This is a genomic window from Paraglaciecola polaris LMG 21857 (genome assembly GCF_000315055.1).
GTDB classification, from domain to species: Bacteria; Pseudomonadota; Gammaproteobacteria; order Enterobacterales; family Alteromonadaceae; genus Paraglaciecola; species Paraglaciecola polaris.
In genome coordinates, this window is sequence record NZ_BAER01000116.1 from 1 (window position 1) to 14918 (window position 14918).

Here is a 14918-nt window from a genome sequence, read left to right on the forward strand (position 1 = left end):
GCTTTACTCGCAATTGGTAGCAAACAAGTTCCACCGACTTTACTCGCGATTGGCAGCAAACAAGTTCCACCGACTTTACTCGCGATTGGCAGCAAACAAGTTCCACCGACTTTACTCGCGATTGGCAGCAAGCAAGTTCCACCAACCCTTTTAGCTAGCGCCAACAATAAAATGAAACCACCTGTTATCGCCATGAATACTGGTAAAAGCAAACCACCTGTCATTGCTCAAACATAGAAAAATAAAATAGAAGCATAATAGATCAAGCAAACTAACGACAAAACTATACATCAACTAAATTAAGCCTCACTAAGTGGGGCTTAAACATTCGCATCATATTGACACGATACGGGTAACGATTCTGCCCACAACCAATAGTAAAAATGTGAAATTATTTCACCTTGTGGAATCCAATCCACATTTGTTGACATACACTGCGCCTGACAATAGAAAAACAGAGTTCTTTTTATTATGCTGTTTTAGCTCTGTTGCAGTTTCAATAATATTATGAGGAATAAAAGCATGTATATAACAGGTGCAGATCTAAGAAAAATGAGACAGGACGCTGGTTTAACCACGGTTAAAATGGCAAAACTTGCTAACGTTAAAACACGTAAAACCTACGAAAATTGGGAAAAAGAAATTGGTAGCCCAAGCATGAACCAGTTTATTGCTATGTGCGTTGGTTGTAATTACAACTCGTCTAAGTTTGTAAAACTAGCGATTGAGCGTCAAGATCCGACTCAGCAACTCAACATTACATCTGCTCGTAGATAATGTATTCGATGTGAAGCCCGAAAGGGCTTCATCGATTAACAGTGACTAAACACGATACCATTCAAACTAAGGTTAATTTCATAATTAGCGCGTCTTCACGCCCGTCATTCATTTCATAATAGCTTTTTCGACGTTCTATTAGCACAAACCCCTCTTTTTGATACAATCCAATAGCGACTAAATTTGACGCACGTACCTCTAACCATACGCTTTGCATACCTTTACTTTTACACTGCTGTAAAAAGTGCGCCATCAATTGCTTGCTCAAACCACGACCTCGAAAACTCATCGCCACATCAATATCCATCAAAGTCGCCTCATCGAGCACAAACAAAGCAACGTATAACCCAACATACGAGTCTTCAAGCACAAGTCCATAGGCTCTGTACTGCTCAGTAAAACAATCGGCAAACATAGATTCAGACCAAGGGTGCGAATGCCCTTGGCGATGGATCTCGTAAGCAGGATGATAATTACTTGACGTTAACCGAATCATCTTAGTCATTAGCGATATTGGATATCACAGACCAAAGCTGCTTTTTAATCGCTGGGGATAGCAGCGTATCAATTGGAGGAGTAACCAATAACCGGCTCTGATAGCTAACCTCTTTGCCTATTTTCCAAGCAAATGCGTAATCGGCATATTGCTCACAGTCAACATTTACAACCTTATCAAATTTATCTTGGGGATATCCTACGCTGAGTAAAATGTCATTGACCAAAGAGCCCTTGACGCTTCTAACATCAAACCCGAATATCAGGCTGTTTGGGACTGACTTTTTAACAGCGGTATTAAGCTCTTGGGACTTAAACTGTTTAATTGACTCAGGAATAGGGCTAGGTGCTTTAGCAACTGAGGAGGCCGGCAACAACGTATCAGAATCTACGTCTGTATTATGGGTTAGCCTGTGGGTATTTGGTTCATAGTGAGCAGCCGCAGTGCCCAGCGGTTCAGCACTTTGGAGTTGCCAAGTAACTATGCCTATTTCACCGAGAGTAGCCTGTTGGTATGCCGTGAGTGTTGGGGATGTTTTTTCATTCATGCGCGTAGATTATCACGATATTTGAAGAGAAAAAGTATCTTGAAGGTAAATAAGCTAGCAAAATAGATGAGGTATAAATTGGCAGGGGTGGAGGGATTCGAACCCCCAGCCATCGGTTTTGGAGACCGCTGTTCTACCAATTGGAACTACACCCCTGCTGAGGTGCTGAATTATACGTAATGGACTTAAAAGGTAAAGTGCTTTTGTATGCAAAACTGACGGTTTACGCCTAACCGCTTATTTTATCTACAAAAAGGCTAAATTAAGCCTATATTTCTTCTGCACAGCGATACCACAGGCGACTCGTAAGGTTAACTAACGGCAACATCTCCTGTACCTTATCTGCCAGCACCTCAATTGAGATATGACTGTTTTTTGCATAGTGCGCTAATAATATATTGTGTTGCCAATCTGATAACCCATTCACTTCAATACAGGCAGCAATGTCAAAATAACGGTTGGACAACGCACAATATTCCCAATCAAATATTATCCGGGGCGTTTGTACCGTCACATGTTGCAACGATAAATCGTTATGACAAAAAACCAAGTCGTTGGTCGGTGTGTCGTACCAATGACTAGCCAACGTTCGAGCTAGTTTATATTCTGCAGTAATGCTCGGTTGTGGCAGATGACGTAAATACTTGGCCCATTGTGAGGGTAAATCTAATGTCGGTCCGTTCACGGCTAGTGCGTGTATTTGTACTAGCGCATCCGCTAGCTGAGTTATCTGTTGTTTGTCATTAAGGCCGCTGTTCGCCAATGTTTTACTCTCAACCCAAGCATCAAGCTGAAACGCATGTGTGTTTGACAGATAAACAGGTTCACATGCCATGCCTTGACGCCATATCACGTTTTGAACATCGAACAGTTGCTTGCGATCCAGTTGATTAATCAGATCTGACTCAAATGTTTTCAAAAAAAGGCGCTGATGAGCAGTACTTAAACAGTAACTGGTATTCACCGCCCCACCCTTTTGAATTTGCTCTAAACTAAATCCCTCATGACAGTAATCTAACCCGACTAACTCAGCGAGTGCCGCAGGATTAAGCTGATGCCGATGCGGCATAGCGCTTACCTAATTGTTGTTGGCGCCAATTTAGGTAACCATAAACGGCGAACAATACGTAAAAAATGAATAACACACCGGTTAAGTACATCTCTTTAGCAAAATACAGATAACATGCAAAACTATTGATCACGATCCAGTAAAGCCAGTTCTCTAACACTTTATGGGCAACCATAATGGTGGTGTATACGCTAAATACCGTTATAAACGCATCGAGATACAAATACTGTGAATCTAACCACATGCTAGCAAACGTTGTAAGCGCGAATGCAATGACAGTTAATAAAGCCACGCGCAAAAAGTGTGTTTGAATTGACCAGCTCCGAATCGGTATATCCTCACTTTCCTGGCGCTTCCATTGCCGCCAGCCGTAGACTGCCATCAGCAAATAATAGCCGTTAAGCAAGGTATGAAATATTAGTGATACTTCCCAGAATAACCAGGTGTAAAGGCCTGTACTGACTAACGCACAAGGCCAACACCAGATATTCTCGCGAGCGGCAAGCCACACATATGCCACGGCGAGTATTACCGCCGTTACTTCTATCCATGACTGAGCAACAAACTGCTGAGTGATGCTTGCTAGCAGTTCAGGTAATGCGGTCATTACACATCACTGCTCATTTTATCGCCATTCAAAAATTTACAAACGAAAATTGCTTGGCCAACCTCTTGGTGACTTCGTTGCATTTCTTTGGCTATTACCTGCATAGTGGCGAGATAGTCGCCACTGACCAAGGTGCTGGTGGCGCTCGTCACCACTTTTAGGTAGGCATATTCGTTTAAGCGGTCTATAAACGTTTGTATAGGTTCAATGTATTGCTCATTTAACGGGTACATTGAAATTTCCGCGACTAATTTCATATTAAACTCCAAGTTAAAAAATATATTGCCCACTAACACCAATCTGGCGACCATCACCTAACTGATAGTAAGGCTCAGGTGTGGCATACCCTTCACGGGGGTCATTATTAAAACCACCGAAACCACGTACGTAATACTCTCGGTCAAATACATTTTTGACCCAAACAGAACAAGACCAATCTTGCACTTCAAAGCGCATCGCTGTGTTAACGAGAACATAGGAAGGCGATTTTTCGTCGTGTCCATCTGAAAAGCGATACTCATCTTTGCCGTCAGCATCGATTGTCCAACTGATCTGCTCAGATAAACGTATATCAGCGCCAATATTAAAGGTGTAATTAGGTGCTTGCGCCTGCTCTTGCTTGTCAACAACGGTACCATTGGCTAACACATAGTCTTCGAATGTGGCGTCTAACCAGCCAAAATTAGCATGTAAATTTACATTTTCATTAGCCTGCCAACCTGACTCGAGCTCGTACCCCAAATTGGTGCCGGTATCAGCATTGCCGATTATGTCGATAAAGGTAGCACTGCCATCGGCACGATTCTGCACATCAAAGTCGCTAACTTGTGTGTCCTCTCTGTCCATATAAAAAACGGCCATACGAATAAAGGCATCATAATTGATAAAATTACCTTTCACGCCAATTTCATAATTCCAGTTGTACTCAGGTTGATATATTCGTTTTTCAGCACTCACCCGCTCGTCCGGATTGAACCCAGCAGCTTTGTACCCTCGTGATACGCTAGCATATACAGATGCGCTATCTAAGCTGTAATCAAGCACAGCTTTGCCGCCAATCAAGGTCTTGTCATTGCTCTGGGTAAAGCCACTAATATCTGCATAATCTATTTCAAAGCGATCTGCTCGAAGACCTAAACGTAAACTAAGCGTCTCAGACAATTGTGTATCTAACTGGGAATAAGCAGCGATATTATCTTGTTGATAACGGCTGGTGAAGTCACCATCGGCATAGGTATATTGGCGTAATAAGCTTTCATCCATAGATTTGGCATAAAGCCCAAATAACCATTGAGTAGAGCCATTGAATAGTTTTGAATTGTCATTAGAGAGTATGCGTAAATCAAGATTTTCGGTGTCTCGCTCTCTAAAATAGCTATCGACAGATGAATACTCGTCGGGATGAAAGCCCACATAAGTCCAATCTTCATCATAACTGTATGCCATATCAGAATCAGTCTGGCTCAAAACAACGAAAATATCAGCGAGCTCGGTATTCACTTCTGTTTTAAGCCCAATTGCGTGCGTTTTTTGACGATCAAACCCCGGCTCATCTGCACGAGATTCACGGGTATTTTCAAGAGAGAACGCATCGTAACCATTATCAATATCGAAATATTGATAATTCAGATCGAATGTTAGCCAATCAGTTGCCAGATATTTGAGTTTTAACCGGGAGGTAAACTCATCGAGGTTGTCGGTGTCGTCACGATTTAAATAGGTGTTTTCTACGAATCCATCACTTTTATATTGCTGTAACGCCACGCGATAGAATAAGTTGTCGGTGATAGCATTTCCGTAAGCTGCGCCTAAGCTCCAAGCATTTTTCTCAGCAAGTGAAAAATCAAGTTTGCCACTTTCCTCTGGTCCCGCTTCGACAGTTTTAATTTTGATAACACCAGCCATCGCACTGGCGCCAAACTCTGTTGCTTGAGGTCCGCGTAAAATCTCGACCTGGTCAACGTCAAATAAGGTGCCCACCGCTGCGATACCAGAAAAGTCGAAATCATCAACCAAAAAACCAACGGACGGGTTACTTGGTTCCGAAAACTGACTACGTTCACCAATGCCTCGGATCTGAATGAAACGGCCTCTGGATGCACCGCTGGCAAAATTTATATTGGCGCCAATATTTAGCACATCTTCAAGATGTTGTGCTTGGCGAGACTCTATTTGTGTTTCGCTCAAAATAGTGGCACTAGCAGGTAAAAACATTAACGCTTGCTGGCGAAAGTCAGAGCTAACGGTAATACGCTCAAGATCTTTTGATTCGTCGGCTTGTGTGGCAAAGCTAGATGCGATCGATAACGCAAGTAAGGTAGAACAAAACTTCATTGGGATCTCTTCAGTATCAGGTTGAAAAGATCCGGCTATGCGGCAGATAAATGGGAGATGTTTACATAAAACGATGTGAACGAAATAACCATTCCTACGCCGGTATTATCCGGATCAGGTATAAGGGTCATATCTTAACAACAGATAAATCTCAGCCTTTCGGCCCCCCTTGGTAGCTAACACACTTTGCAGTTGCGTTAACGGCGACAGTGTAGCAATACTGTAATCTAGCGCAAGCCTTGTTTACGCACTTACCTGTCAGTCCAAATTTTTATCATGAGTTAACGGTTAATTCTAGCTTCACTAATTTGCTACTGGAAAAAATGGAAGACTCCTGTGTAAACCATATCTGGCCGGATGAATGAGCACACACACCCTCAACTTGTCCAAAACCAGATAACGAGATTTTATCGATTAATGTAAAATTCTGATCCAGGATCACCATAAACGGATCACCAAAGCCCACTCGTTTGGATGGATAACCTACGAGAATATAGCGTTGGTTAACACTATCGTAGTCTGCTCCGGTTACAACGCCAGGGATCCCTTCTACCGTTCTCTTTGCGCTGAGCATTTGCTTCTTCTGGCTTTTATCAACAAGGTAAATCTTGAGTAAATCTGTTTTCCAGCTTTTCGAAAAAAGGACTAAATTGTCACCCACGGCGACCAAGGCCTCAGCATCAAAGTCGTGATCCAGTGATTCATTTTCTTTTGGCTTATTTCCTTGGTAAGCGACACTCATTTTAACAGCTTTGGGAGCGAGACCGCCGTTGCGCGGGAATTTATAGATAAATACGTTCTTGCGCGAGCCGCGATTATTACCTATATCGCCAATATAAAAAAAATCATCATCCGCGGTCAATGCTTCCCAATCTTTGTTCTTCACGCCTTGCGGCTCAAGCTGAGATACGATGTTAGCTTTTTCATCTAAACGAAAAATCACCGGTGGGTTACCCGAGTCATTTAAACTGTACACACCATTATCTACTGAGCAAAATAACGCTGAGCTTTCCTCTAACGCAGCGGGCAAAGCAAGATTTTCAATTATCTTAAATTTATCTTGCCCTGCCAACGCACAGCTATTCACCAACAAAAAGCTTATCGTTAAGGCAACCCAATTATGACGGTTCAGGACAAAAGGCTTGTTTGTAATTTTGTAGCTGATATCCATAATTAAAGTAATCCCTGCATCTCCAATTTTGCCCTTTTCTGTAATTCATCAAACGTTTTACCATGAGCTACAGGTAAGCGCGTTTCACGATCGACCTGAACAAATACTATGTCATCTGCTAAACAGATCGTTTTTTTTGTCTCTTTGTTACGTACTAAACATGTGATGGTAATCGATGTGCGGCCTACCTGTTTCGTTTCTAACCCAAACTCGACCACATCACCTTGCATTGCAGGGGATTCAAAGTTAATTTCACCTATATGTTTGGTCACCAATTGATTCGTTTCCAACTGGAAAATAGCATATATTGCTGACTCTTCATCGATCCACTCTAACGCCCGGCCGCCGAACAAAGAGTTGGCATAATTGAGATCATTTGGCATCACTAATCGTCTTGATAAAAAGCGCATTCGTATTCCTTAGTAACTTTGCTTAAACTGGCGATCTTTTCGGGAACATTGTACAGATAAAATCAGCGTGGATTTAAACTTTAAAATACAAAATTGGCTAAAAGAGAGGTTAAACCGCACCTGCCACCGACAGTTGGTGGTAATCAGTGGTCCCCAAGAGTGGGCTGAAAAAGAGTCTCAGGCGATATTAACCTCTATCAACGTAACTGAAAGCAAGTCGCTTTGGGTAGGTGACCGCATAGGTTCAGCTCAACATATCGATTGCACGGCCTACCGACAGCATTTAGGCAAAGAATATGCTGCACTAGCATACAACGCCTATTCAGGACTTAACGCAAATGCTTTGATGGCGTTTAGCGGCAGTATCAGTAGCACAGGGCTCATGGTCCTGATTTGCCCAGCACTGGAGATTTGGCCAACATTTCGTGATCCCCAGGTGACTAACCGTTCATCTTTTGGTATTCATCAAAGCAATGGACCCAGTCACTTTATTCTGCGCTTAATATCGTTAATTCAAAGCGACCCAAATAGCATCATAATCACGCCGCAAGACTTTAACGGGCAAAATAGCTATGTTGCCCTGCCCGAACTTTCTCGAACCTTAAATGAAACTACGCCTGAGCAACAAAGGGTAATCGAAAATATTATTCAATCGACCGAGGGTCACCGGCATAGACCCGTCGTATTAACCGCAGACAGAGGTCGCGGTAAATCATCAGCATTGGGCTTAGCCGCAAAAGTACTAATTTACCGAAACAATAAACGGATAATTATCACCGCCCCACATAAAAAAAATGTCGAACAAGTCTTTTCATTTGCTCAATCCGATTTATTAAGGATACCCGGCGTTGATGCAGGTCTAAGATTTGTCCCACCGGATGTACTCTTGGTGGATGATTATGAAACTGATTTGCTTTTTATTGATGAAGCAGCAGCGGTTCCATCATCAATATTGAAAGCACTATTAGAAAAATATCCTAGAGTAGTACTTAGTTCCACCGTTCACGGATACGAGGGCGCGGGCCGAGGCTTCGAGCTAAGATTTAAACCCTACTTAGAAAGAAATAACAAGGGATGGAAAGCTCTGTCACTCAAGACTCCGATTAGATGGTATCGAGAAGACTGTTTAGAAGCGTTCTGGTTCCGCTGTTTTATGATGCAAGACGCGCAACCATTTAGAATCGAGCGCACAACGAAGAATAATACCTTTAATCAACCTAACCGCCATTCCTTAGATGTCGGTCAAACACAGCGCATTGAAATTTTAACATTATCAAGCCATCAACTTATCGAAGAACCCGAGTTACTAAAACAAACATTCTCACTATTGGTTAATGCCCATTATCAAACCAGTCCCGACGACCTAGTAAGACTACTGGACGCACCAGAGCAACGAGTCTTCGCTTACACGCATAACTCACAAGTGATAGGGGTAGCCTTAATTATCGAAGAAGGCGGAGCTCAATTAGGCCAGCTATCCAAGTCGATCATTCAAGGAGACAGGCGAGTGAAAGGGCACCTAGTGGCACAAAACCTCGCCTTGCACACAGCAAGAGAAGAATTTTGCCTGACAAAACAATGGCGCGTTGTAAGAATAGCGGTAGATCAACGGCAAAGAAGAAATGGAGTCGCAAGCCAGCTGCTAAGCGTGATTAAAGACGATGCTGAAGCAAGAGGCATAGAGCTACTTACCAGTTCATTTGGCGCATCCCGAGAAATACTTCATTTTTGGTTCCAAAATGGATTTTCACCTATGAAACTAGGATTTAAACGGGATGCCGCGAGCGATGAAGCAAGTTTGATTGTCGGAAAAGCATTGTCAGCAAACGCATTAACATTAGTTACAAACACAAATGGACAGTTCGGTGAGGAATTAAATTATCACATTTCCCGTTATCATCGGATGACAGATACCGCCATGCTTACCCAGCTATTAACTCAATGTCACCATGAGTCGCTAACCCAAGGTGAATTACAGCAGATAGAGTGCTTTTTAGCATCGAAAAATCCCTTCGATACCTTTGCTCGAGTGTTAGCAAAATACTTATTAGCCAAACTTTCTTCGATAAAACAAAGCAGCGAAATTCCAAATGACGCTAATTTGCTGGTCGCAACCCTCATCCAATTTAAACCAATACAAGTGCTAATCAAAGAATTTGCACTGATTGGCAAGAAAGATCTGAATCAGCGTATCAAGCTTGCATTGTTAGGTCTGTAAAACTAAATCGAACCGTCAACAAAAACAAAAAAGGCTCCTTATAGGAGCCTTTTATCATTCGTCATCACGCATTCAAGAAATAAATTCTTATAACGTAATACCGCGGTTCTTCGCTTTCTCTTTTATATACGGTTCCCAACTTCTTGCACTACGTGAAGTTGATCTGTCTTTTTTGGCTTCCAGCACATGCTTATATGCATCTCTGTATTTACCAGTATAAAAGTTGGCTTCCATCATTGCCATGTGAATGCGACCACGATCGTCAGCACCTTCATCCAATGCTTTTTGTAATGCTGTAAGTGCATCGCTATATTTTTCTGCCGTCAGCAGAAGCGTGCCTTGCTTGCGATACAAATCAGGATCTGAATTCATTTTAGCTGCTTCGCCATAATACTTAGCGGCTTTTAAATGATTCTTAGCCTGATGCCAAGAGTTAGCTAGATTAGTCAACGCTTTATCGTCACGCTTGATCAATCCACTTTCAACGTTCTTCTCAAACACAACCGCAGCTTTGTAAGGGATCTCATTAGTTGCGTACAACTGAGTCAATGCCTTAATTTCAGCAGCTTTGGTCAAGTAACCTTGATCGTAAGCCATTTCGAAGGTAGACAAGCCTTTCTTATAATCTTCAACCAACATGTAAAAGAAACCTAGCTGTGTCCAGTTAGCTTTGTTATCTGGAAATATTTTCACCATTTCCTCAGCTACTTCCACTGTTTCTTTATACATTTTACGGCTGTAATAAGACGTCAACTTCAATGCATAAGCGTTTTTATTAGGCTTATCATCCAGTTGAATAGACTTGTCTAAAGGCGCAATCATATCCGCGTACTTTTGAGTCTCATACAACGCTTGTCCCATACGAAGATACACATCGGCATCTTCTTTACAGGTAAAGTCCATCCACTCTTGATAACGCTTTACAGCTTGGTCGTAACGTTTTTCTTGCATATTCAAATCTGCAATTAAACGTAATGTACCAGACTGCTCAGTATCATTAAGGGCTTTTGTATCTACTGACTTTTCCAAATACTCAAGGGCTTTTGGACCAGTTTCCGATTTTGTTGCTAATAAATTGCCAATAAAACGGTCAGTAAACGCACGGTCAAAAGCTTGTGAAGTATCAATTTCATATAAAATTGATAAGGCTTCATCAACCAAGTCTTCATTATACGCTTCAAAAGCTTTTTGAACTTTTTTACCTGTTCTCTCGCCAGGGATGTTCGTCGGGCCACGTTTGTAACCAGGACAAACTATGGCTGCAGACTGAGCACTAGCGAAACTTGAGGTTAACGTTGTAGCGGCGAATGTTGCGCCAACCAAAAATGTTGTTAAATATTTATTCATCATGATTGATCCAACTTAAAGTCTAACTGAACTTTCATACCTGGCTGCTTCATCGGCTTACCATCTTCAACCTTCGGCTTGTACTTCCACTTTCGCAGCGCACGTTTAGCTTCTCGGTCAAAAACTCGTTTAGGATCAGCATCAATCACGTCAACATCTTCTACACCACCTACTTCATTGATAGTAAAAGAAAGTTTAACCCAACCTTCTTTACCGTCTCGAGCGGCTTGTGCAGGGTATTTAGGCTCAATACGAACGATAGGTGTAGCATCACCATCACGTTGCATTGCACCAACACCACCTATATCAACAGAAGCACCACCAATATCCACTGCAGGCATATTGAAGCTTAGTCCATCGGTATTTGCATCCGCAGTATCTGGCTCAACTGGCTCTAATTTAGGAGGCTGTTGAGGCGGAGGCGGAGGCGGAGGCGGAACCCGGTTTCTAGTTTGAGTAGTATCGTCCGGCGTCGACATAACAATATCAATCACTGGCGCAGGCGGTACTTTATCTGCTGGTCTTGACGAGTTCGCAATCAACTTAGCCATGATAACAAACAATACAAATGCAATTACCCCACCAAGGAGCACAGAAACAATTAAACGTCCCATCTTAGCTCCCCTTAGCAGCAATAGAAATGCGATCTATACCTGCAGATTTGATTTGATCCATTACTTCGATCACCACACCATATTCTGCTTTTTCGTCAGCTTGCACGATTACGACATCAGAAGGCTGTTCTGCTAACAAACGTTCTAAGTTAGCGCGAACACTATCAACATCTATTTCGCGTTTATCCATCCAGACGTTGCCGTCTTCTGTGATTGCAATAAAGATGTTGGCATTCTTAGGCATAATAGCTTGCGATGCACCTGGTTTGTTAACCTCGATGCCCGCTTCTTTAACGAAAACAGTAGTTACAATAAAGAAGATCAGCATGATAAACACGATGTCCAACATCGGCGTCATGTCTATCGCAGCGTCTTCTTCTTCAACACGTACTTTGCGAGCCATAAATTCCTCTCTCTAATGATGGGGCAAACTGTCAACTAGCTTTTCTTTTGCCATTTTAACTCTCGATTCAAGACGAGAACTAAAAAACACACCAGATAAAGCAGCGACCATCCCAGCCATCGTTGGAATCGTAGCCATTGATATACCAGCAGCCATAAGGCGCGGGTTACCTGTGCCTTGTGTTGCCATCGTTTCGAAAACCCCGATCATGCCAGTAACTGTCCCTAAGAGACCAATTAAAGGACACATAGCAACAAGCGTTTTAATTAACAACATTCTTGCACTAAGTCCATCGGATGCTTGCGAAATCCATGCGTCACGGATTCTATGCGCATACCAAGAGGTAGTATCTTCCCTAGCATCCCAATTTGAGACAATCTCTTTTCTCATTTTAGGAAACACGGAAGTTAAATACCAATAACGCTCTATCATCAAAACCCACATTAAGAAGAGCGCTAGGGCGACAACGTATAATACGTCACCGCCGGCAGCGATAAAGTCCCTGACAGACTCCCATAGTTCTATCAGGTATAACATCTTATGCTTTCTCCGACTCAGCGTGTGCAGCGATAATGCCTGCAGTCTGCTCATCTAGAATATGAACGATTGATTTACTACGCCCAGCAACAATGCTGTGCATAAGAATCAATGGTAATGCTGCAATAATACCTTGAGCAGTGGTTACCAATGCCATAGATATACTACCAGCCATCAATCTTGGGCCACCTGTACCGAACAACGTAATTTGTTGGAAGGTCGCAATCATACCCAATACGGTACCTAACAAACCAAGTAACGGAGCAATAGCTGCGAATATCTTGATAATGTTAATGCCGCTTTCGATGCTTGGAAGTTCTTTCAAAATAGCTTCATCAAGTTTAAGTTCAAGATTTTCTGCATCGGCAGTTTTGTTGTCTTTGTAAACTTGAAGAATACGTCCAAGAGGGTTACCGCTTGAAGGATTGCCCGTGTTATTCAACTGAGAACGCATTTTGCCGCTGATAACAGTCAAAGTAACAATTTTATAAAGACCGATAAGAAGACCAAGCGCAAGCATCGCAGTAATAACATAACCAACTACGCCACCAGCGTGATAACGCTCTGTCATAGTTGCTTTTTCTTTAAGCAAACCAAGAATACCACCGCTTGAAGGGTCAGCATAAAAAGGTACAAGACCTGATTTTGCAGATAATAGCTCTTCAGCAGAATCAACTAGGTAACCATCAGGCTGACGCCCAAGAGGTTGAACGATTTCATTTTCGTCGTCATAAACCAAGTAGCCTTGCTCACCCACCAAGTTGAAAGTACCAACACGGACCACTTCTTGAGTAGTAGAACCACCGTCTAAGCTAATAACTTCAGTTTGGAAACGTGAAACCTGACCTGATTCGGTCATTTCAGTTTGTAAAGCAAACCACAAGTCTTCTAACTCTTGAATATTAGGAAGGCCTTTAGACTCTTCTGACATATTTTTCAAAAATTCACCACGACCTGGGAATTCAGCACTTACGATTGACGTTGAAATTTGACCGAAGGCTTCAGATGATGCTTGACGAACTACACCAAACATCTCACCAAGCGTACCAGTTGCTTGATTAAGCTCTTGTTCTTTTTCGGCTAAAGCCACTTCGTTATCTGAATATTTCTTGGCAAGATTATCGCCACGAGTTTGTTCAGCTTTTAAAGAAGCTTGGGCTTTTCTTAACAGCGCTTGTTTGTCCGCACGAGCTGATTGGAACTCAGCTTCGCGGTCTTTATTAATGCGCGCTTCAGAAACACGGTTTTTCTTTACTTCTTGCAACAAGTCTTCAAGAGACGTAGCGGCATGAACAGAAGATGCGAATAACGCTACCGATGCCGCAGCTAATACTGATTTATAGATTGTTTTCATCGATATTACTCCGCCGCTTTGATGGGTAGTTTAATAAGGTCAGCTGGCACGAGTTTGTTGGCCATACGCACAGCCTTGATAACAGAACTTAGGTATTCATCACCTAATTTCTCCCATGCTCTTGCATCATTATCCCATACCCAAGCGTTCTTCTGATCTAGCGAAAGCGCCGCTAAAGCAGTACGACCTAGATTAAAGAAGTCAACCGTAATTTCAGTTCCTTCATAATCAAGTTTACCTTGATAAGAACGGATGCCGCGGCCATATTCATTTTCAATTTGGTATGCTTCAATTACCTGACGGAACTGCTCTGACGTAGTTACGTTTGAGTTCGCCATGATGTCGCGAAGACGTTCAACACGTGCATGACGCTCTTCTAGGTTAATTGGAATATCTAGTTCAATAAACTGCTCTAAGCTGTCTATCATTCTAAACATCAATGGAACAACACCACGTTTAACACCCTCGATACCGTCTATTTGACGTTGAAGAGAACTGATACCGCGCTGTTGGTCAGCAACTAATGTTGCAAGATAGTCGTTATAAACTTTCAAATTTTCTGTTTCATCAACGACTTGGCGATATTCAGAAAATATGTCTAACGATTGCTCGTACAATTTATTAATTTTTTCTTGAGATTTCGCTGCATCCACGTGAATCTTTGCTTCTTCTTTATGAAGGTCATTCAACGGGTCTGCAGAGACAACAGCACTACTACCGAGTGCTAGAGCACCGATAACGGTAGAAGCAATAAGGTTTCTCTTGCTCATTTTGGACATAATTCCCAACCAATTTTCTTGTTTTGGATCCTCGCCGACGGGTAAAAAACGTCGCAAGGGGCTTCTAAGCTTTATAAGTTATAGGGGCTTAGCATTAATGGAATTTAACACTAAGACTCCAAGATATTCACATGGAACCCTGCGAATTGTCAAGGTGGCACATACATAATACCCAACAAAGTTGGGCCGTATCTCGTTAAGGATTTATTATCAAATAGTCACTTTTATCTAATTTTTAAGCGAAATACGGCCTAA

At 42.3% G+C, this 14918-nt stretch carries 17 protein-coding genes, 1 tRNA gene and 1 riboswitch; of the genes, 3 read left to right on the forward strand and 15 right to left on the reverse strand.

The features are described 5' to 3' along the window. Both GPLA_RS23640 and GPLA_RS18640 read left to right on the forward strand, forming a co-directional pair. Nucleotides 1-237: hypothetical protein (locus tag GPLA_RS23640; RefSeq protein ID WP_040515363.1), on the forward strand; the 237-nt coding region annotated here is incomplete at its 5' end. 285 nt (nucleotides 238-522) lie between these two features. Then, on the forward strand, nucleotides 523-777 hold the full coding sequence (locus GPLA_RS18640; RefSeq protein WP_007106545.1) for a helix-turn-helix domain-containing protein: 255 nt from the start codon (nucleotides 523-525) through the stop codon (nucleotides 775-777). Between the two features lie 61 nt (nucleotides 778-838). Here the strand turns inward: GPLA_RS18640 and rimI are convergent, their stop codons facing one another. The 9 genes from rimI to GPLA_RS18685 all read right to left on the reverse strand — a co-directional run bounded on the left by rimI (nucleotide 839) and on the right by GPLA_RS18685 (nucleotide 7411). Further along, nucleotides 839-1282 (reverse strand): ribosomal protein S18-alanine N-acetyltransferase, encoded by a 444-nt coding sequence (gene rimI, locus GPLA_RS18645; protein WP_040515365.1) that lies wholly within the window; start codon nucleotides 1280-1282, stop codon nucleotides 839-841. Next, nucleotides 1275-1820 carry a hypothetical protein gene (locus GPLA_RS18650; protein ID WP_007106547.1) on the reverse strand — a complete coding sequence of 182 codons (546 nt, stop codon included), beginning with the start codon at nucleotides 1818-1820 and terminating at the stop codon, nucleotides 1275-1277. Before GPLA_RS18650 ends, rimI begins: the two co-directional genes overlap by 8 nt. A gap of 79 nt (nucleotides 1821-1899) precedes the next feature. Next, a tRNA-Trp gene (locus GPLA_RS18655) sits at nucleotides 1900-1976 on the reverse strand. A 112-nt stretch (nucleotides 1977-2088) separates the two neighbouring features. Further along, a complete protein-coding gene (locus GPLA_RS18660) occupies nucleotides 2089-2889 on the reverse strand; it encodes a phosphotransferase (protein ID WP_007106548.1) in 801 nt (266 codons plus the stop codon). Next, on the reverse strand, nucleotides 2867-3496 hold the full coding sequence (gene pnuC, locus GPLA_RS18665) for a nicotinamide riboside transporter PnuC (RefSeq protein WP_007106549.1): 630 nt from the start codon (nucleotides 3494-3496) through the stop codon (nucleotides 2867-2869). The genes GPLA_RS18660 and pnuC overlap by 23 nt, the downstream gene beginning before the upstream one ends. Beyond that, a complete protein-coding gene (locus tag GPLA_RS18670; RefSeq protein WP_007106550.1) occupies nucleotides 3496-3753 on the reverse strand; it encodes a hypothetical protein in 258 nt (85 codons plus the stop codon). Before GPLA_RS18670 ends, pnuC begins: the two co-directional genes overlap by 1 nt. Before the next feature lie 13 nt (nucleotides 3754-3766). Further along, nucleotides 3767-5830 (reverse strand): TonB-dependent receptor, encoded by a 2064-nt coding sequence (locus GPLA_RS18675; RefSeq protein WP_007106551.1) that lies wholly within the window; start codon nucleotides 5828-5830, stop codon nucleotides 3767-3769. Between the two features lie 74 nt (nucleotides 5831-5904). Continuing rightward, nucleotides 5905-6010: riboswitch (TPP riboswitch) on the reverse strand. A 94-nt stretch (nucleotides 6011-6104) separates the two neighbouring features. Beyond that, the gene (locus GPLA_RS18680) at nucleotides 6105-7001 is read right to left on the reverse strand and encodes a hypothetical protein (protein WP_007106552.1); all 897 of its coding nucleotides are present in this window, start codon (nucleotides 6999-7001) and stop codon (nucleotides 6105-6107) included. A 2-nt stretch (nucleotides 7002-7003) separates the two neighbouring features. Then, on the reverse strand, nucleotides 7004-7411 hold the full coding sequence (locus tag GPLA_RS18685; protein WP_007106553.1) for an acyl-CoA thioesterase: 408 nt from the start codon (nucleotides 7409-7411) through the stop codon (nucleotides 7004-7006). A 67-nt stretch (nucleotides 7412-7478) separates the two neighbouring features. Here GPLA_RS18685 and GPLA_RS18690 point away from each other — a divergent pair, with 67 nt between their 5' ends. After that, the gene (locus tag GPLA_RS18690; RefSeq protein ID WP_007106554.1) at nucleotides 7479-9629 is read left to right on the forward strand and encodes a tRNA(Met) cytidine acetyltransferase TmcA; all 2151 of its coding nucleotides are present in this window, start codon (nucleotides 7479-7481) and stop codon (nucleotides 9627-9629) included. An 87-nt stretch (nucleotides 9630-9716) separates the two neighbouring features. Here the strand turns inward: GPLA_RS18690 and GPLA_RS18695 are convergent, their stop codons facing one another. The 6 genes from GPLA_RS18695 to GPLA_RS18720 are packed head-to-tail and all read right to left on the reverse strand — an operon-like array spanning nucleotide 9717 to nucleotide 14654. Further along, a complete protein-coding gene (locus GPLA_RS18695) occupies nucleotides 9717-10976 on the reverse strand; it encodes a tetratricopeptide repeat protein (RefSeq protein WP_040515370.1) in 1260 nt (419 codons plus the stop codon). Further along, nucleotides 10976-11590, reverse strand: coding sequence for an energy transducer TonB (locus tag GPLA_RS18700; protein ID WP_007106556.1), 615 nt, complete (start codon nucleotides 11588-11590; stop codon nucleotides 10976-10978). Before GPLA_RS18700 ends, GPLA_RS18695 begins: the two co-directional genes overlap by 1 nt. A 1-nt stretch (nucleotide 11591) precedes the next feature. Continuing rightward, a complete protein-coding gene (locus tag GPLA_RS18705) occupies nucleotides 11592-11993 on the reverse strand; it encodes an ExbD/TolR family protein (RefSeq protein ID WP_007106557.1) in 402 nt (133 codons plus the stop codon). Between the two features lie 12 nt (nucleotides 11994-12005). Continuing rightward, nucleotides 12006-12530, reverse strand: coding sequence for a MotA/TolQ/ExbB proton channel family protein (locus tag GPLA_RS18710; RefSeq protein ID WP_040515368.1), 525 nt, complete (start codon nucleotides 12528-12530; stop codon nucleotides 12006-12008). A 1-nt stretch (nucleotide 12531) separates the two neighbouring features. Then, nucleotides 12532-13884 carry a MotA/TolQ/ExbB proton channel family protein gene (locus GPLA_RS18715; RefSeq protein ID WP_007106559.1) on the reverse strand — a complete coding sequence of 451 codons (1353 nt, stop codon included), beginning with the start codon at nucleotides 13882-13884 and terminating at the stop codon, nucleotides 12532-12534. Nucleotides 13885-13889: 5 nt separating this feature from the next. Continuing rightward, nucleotides 13890-14654 (reverse strand): DUF3450 domain-containing protein, encoded by a 765-nt coding sequence (locus GPLA_RS18720; RefSeq protein WP_040515372.1) that lies wholly within the window; start codon nucleotides 14652-14654, stop codon nucleotides 13890-13892. Between the last annotated feature and the right edge of the window lie 264 nt (nucleotides 14655-14918).

Bases quoted from the DNA above. Each gene is read 5' to 3' on its own strand.
- GPLA_RS18715 (WP_007106559.1), bottom strand. From the start codon at position 13,884: ATGAAAACAATCTATAAATCAGTATTAGCTGCGGCATCGGTAGCGTTA.
- rimI (WP_040515365.1), bottom strand. From the start codon at position 1,282: ATGACTAAGATGATTCGGTTAACGTCAAGTAATTATCATCCTGCTTAC.
- GPLA_RS18650 (WP_007106547.1), bottom strand. From the start codon at position 1,820: ATGAATGAAAAAACATCCCCAACACTCACGGCATACCAACAGGCTACT.
- GPLA_RS18640 (WP_007106545.1), top strand. From the start codon at position 523: ATGTATATAACAGGTGCAGATCTAAGAAAAATGAGACAGGACGCTGGT.
- GPLA_RS18695 (WP_040515370.1), bottom strand. From the start codon at position 10,976: ATGAATAAATATTTAACAACATTTTTGGTTGGCGCAACATTCGCCGCT.
- GPLA_RS18710 (WP_040515368.1), bottom strand. From the start codon at position 12,530: ATGTTATACCTGATAGAACTATGGGAGTCTGTCAGGGACTTTATCGCT.
- GPLA_RS18660 (WP_007106548.1), bottom strand. From the start codon at position 2,889: ATGCCGCATCGGCATCAGCTTAATCCTGCGGCACTCGCTGAGTTAGTC.
- GPLA_RS18685 (WP_007106553.1), bottom strand. From the start codon at position 7,411: ATGCGCTTTTTATCAAGACGATTAGTGATGCCAAATGATCTCAATTAT.
- GPLA_RS18705 (WP_007106557.1), bottom strand. From the start codon at position 11,993: ATGGCTCGCAAAGTACGTGTTGAAGAAGAAGACGCTGCGATAGACATG.
- GPLA_RS18675 (WP_007106551.1), bottom strand. From the start codon at position 5,830: ATGAAGTTTTGTTCTACCTTACTTGCGTTATCGATCGCATCTAGCTTT.
- GPLA_RS18680 (WP_007106552.1), bottom strand. From the start codon at position 7,001: ATGGATATCAGCTACAAAATTACAAACAAGCCTTTTGTCCTGAACCGT.
- GPLA_RS18720 (WP_040515372.1), bottom strand. From the start codon at position 14,654: ATGAGCAAGAGAAACCTTATTGCTTCTACCGTTATCGGTGCTCTAGCA.
- pnuC (WP_007106549.1), bottom strand. From the start codon at position 3,496: ATGACCGCATTACCTGAACTGCTAGCAAGCATCACTCAGCAGTTTGTT.
- GPLA_RS18670 (WP_007106550.1), bottom strand. From the start codon at position 3,753: ATGAAATTAGTCGCGGAAATTTCAATGTACCCGTTAAATGAGCAATAC.
- GPLA_RS18700 (WP_007106556.1), bottom strand. From the start codon at position 11,590: ATGGGACGTTTAATTGTTTCTGTGCTCCTTGGTGGGGTAATTGCATTT.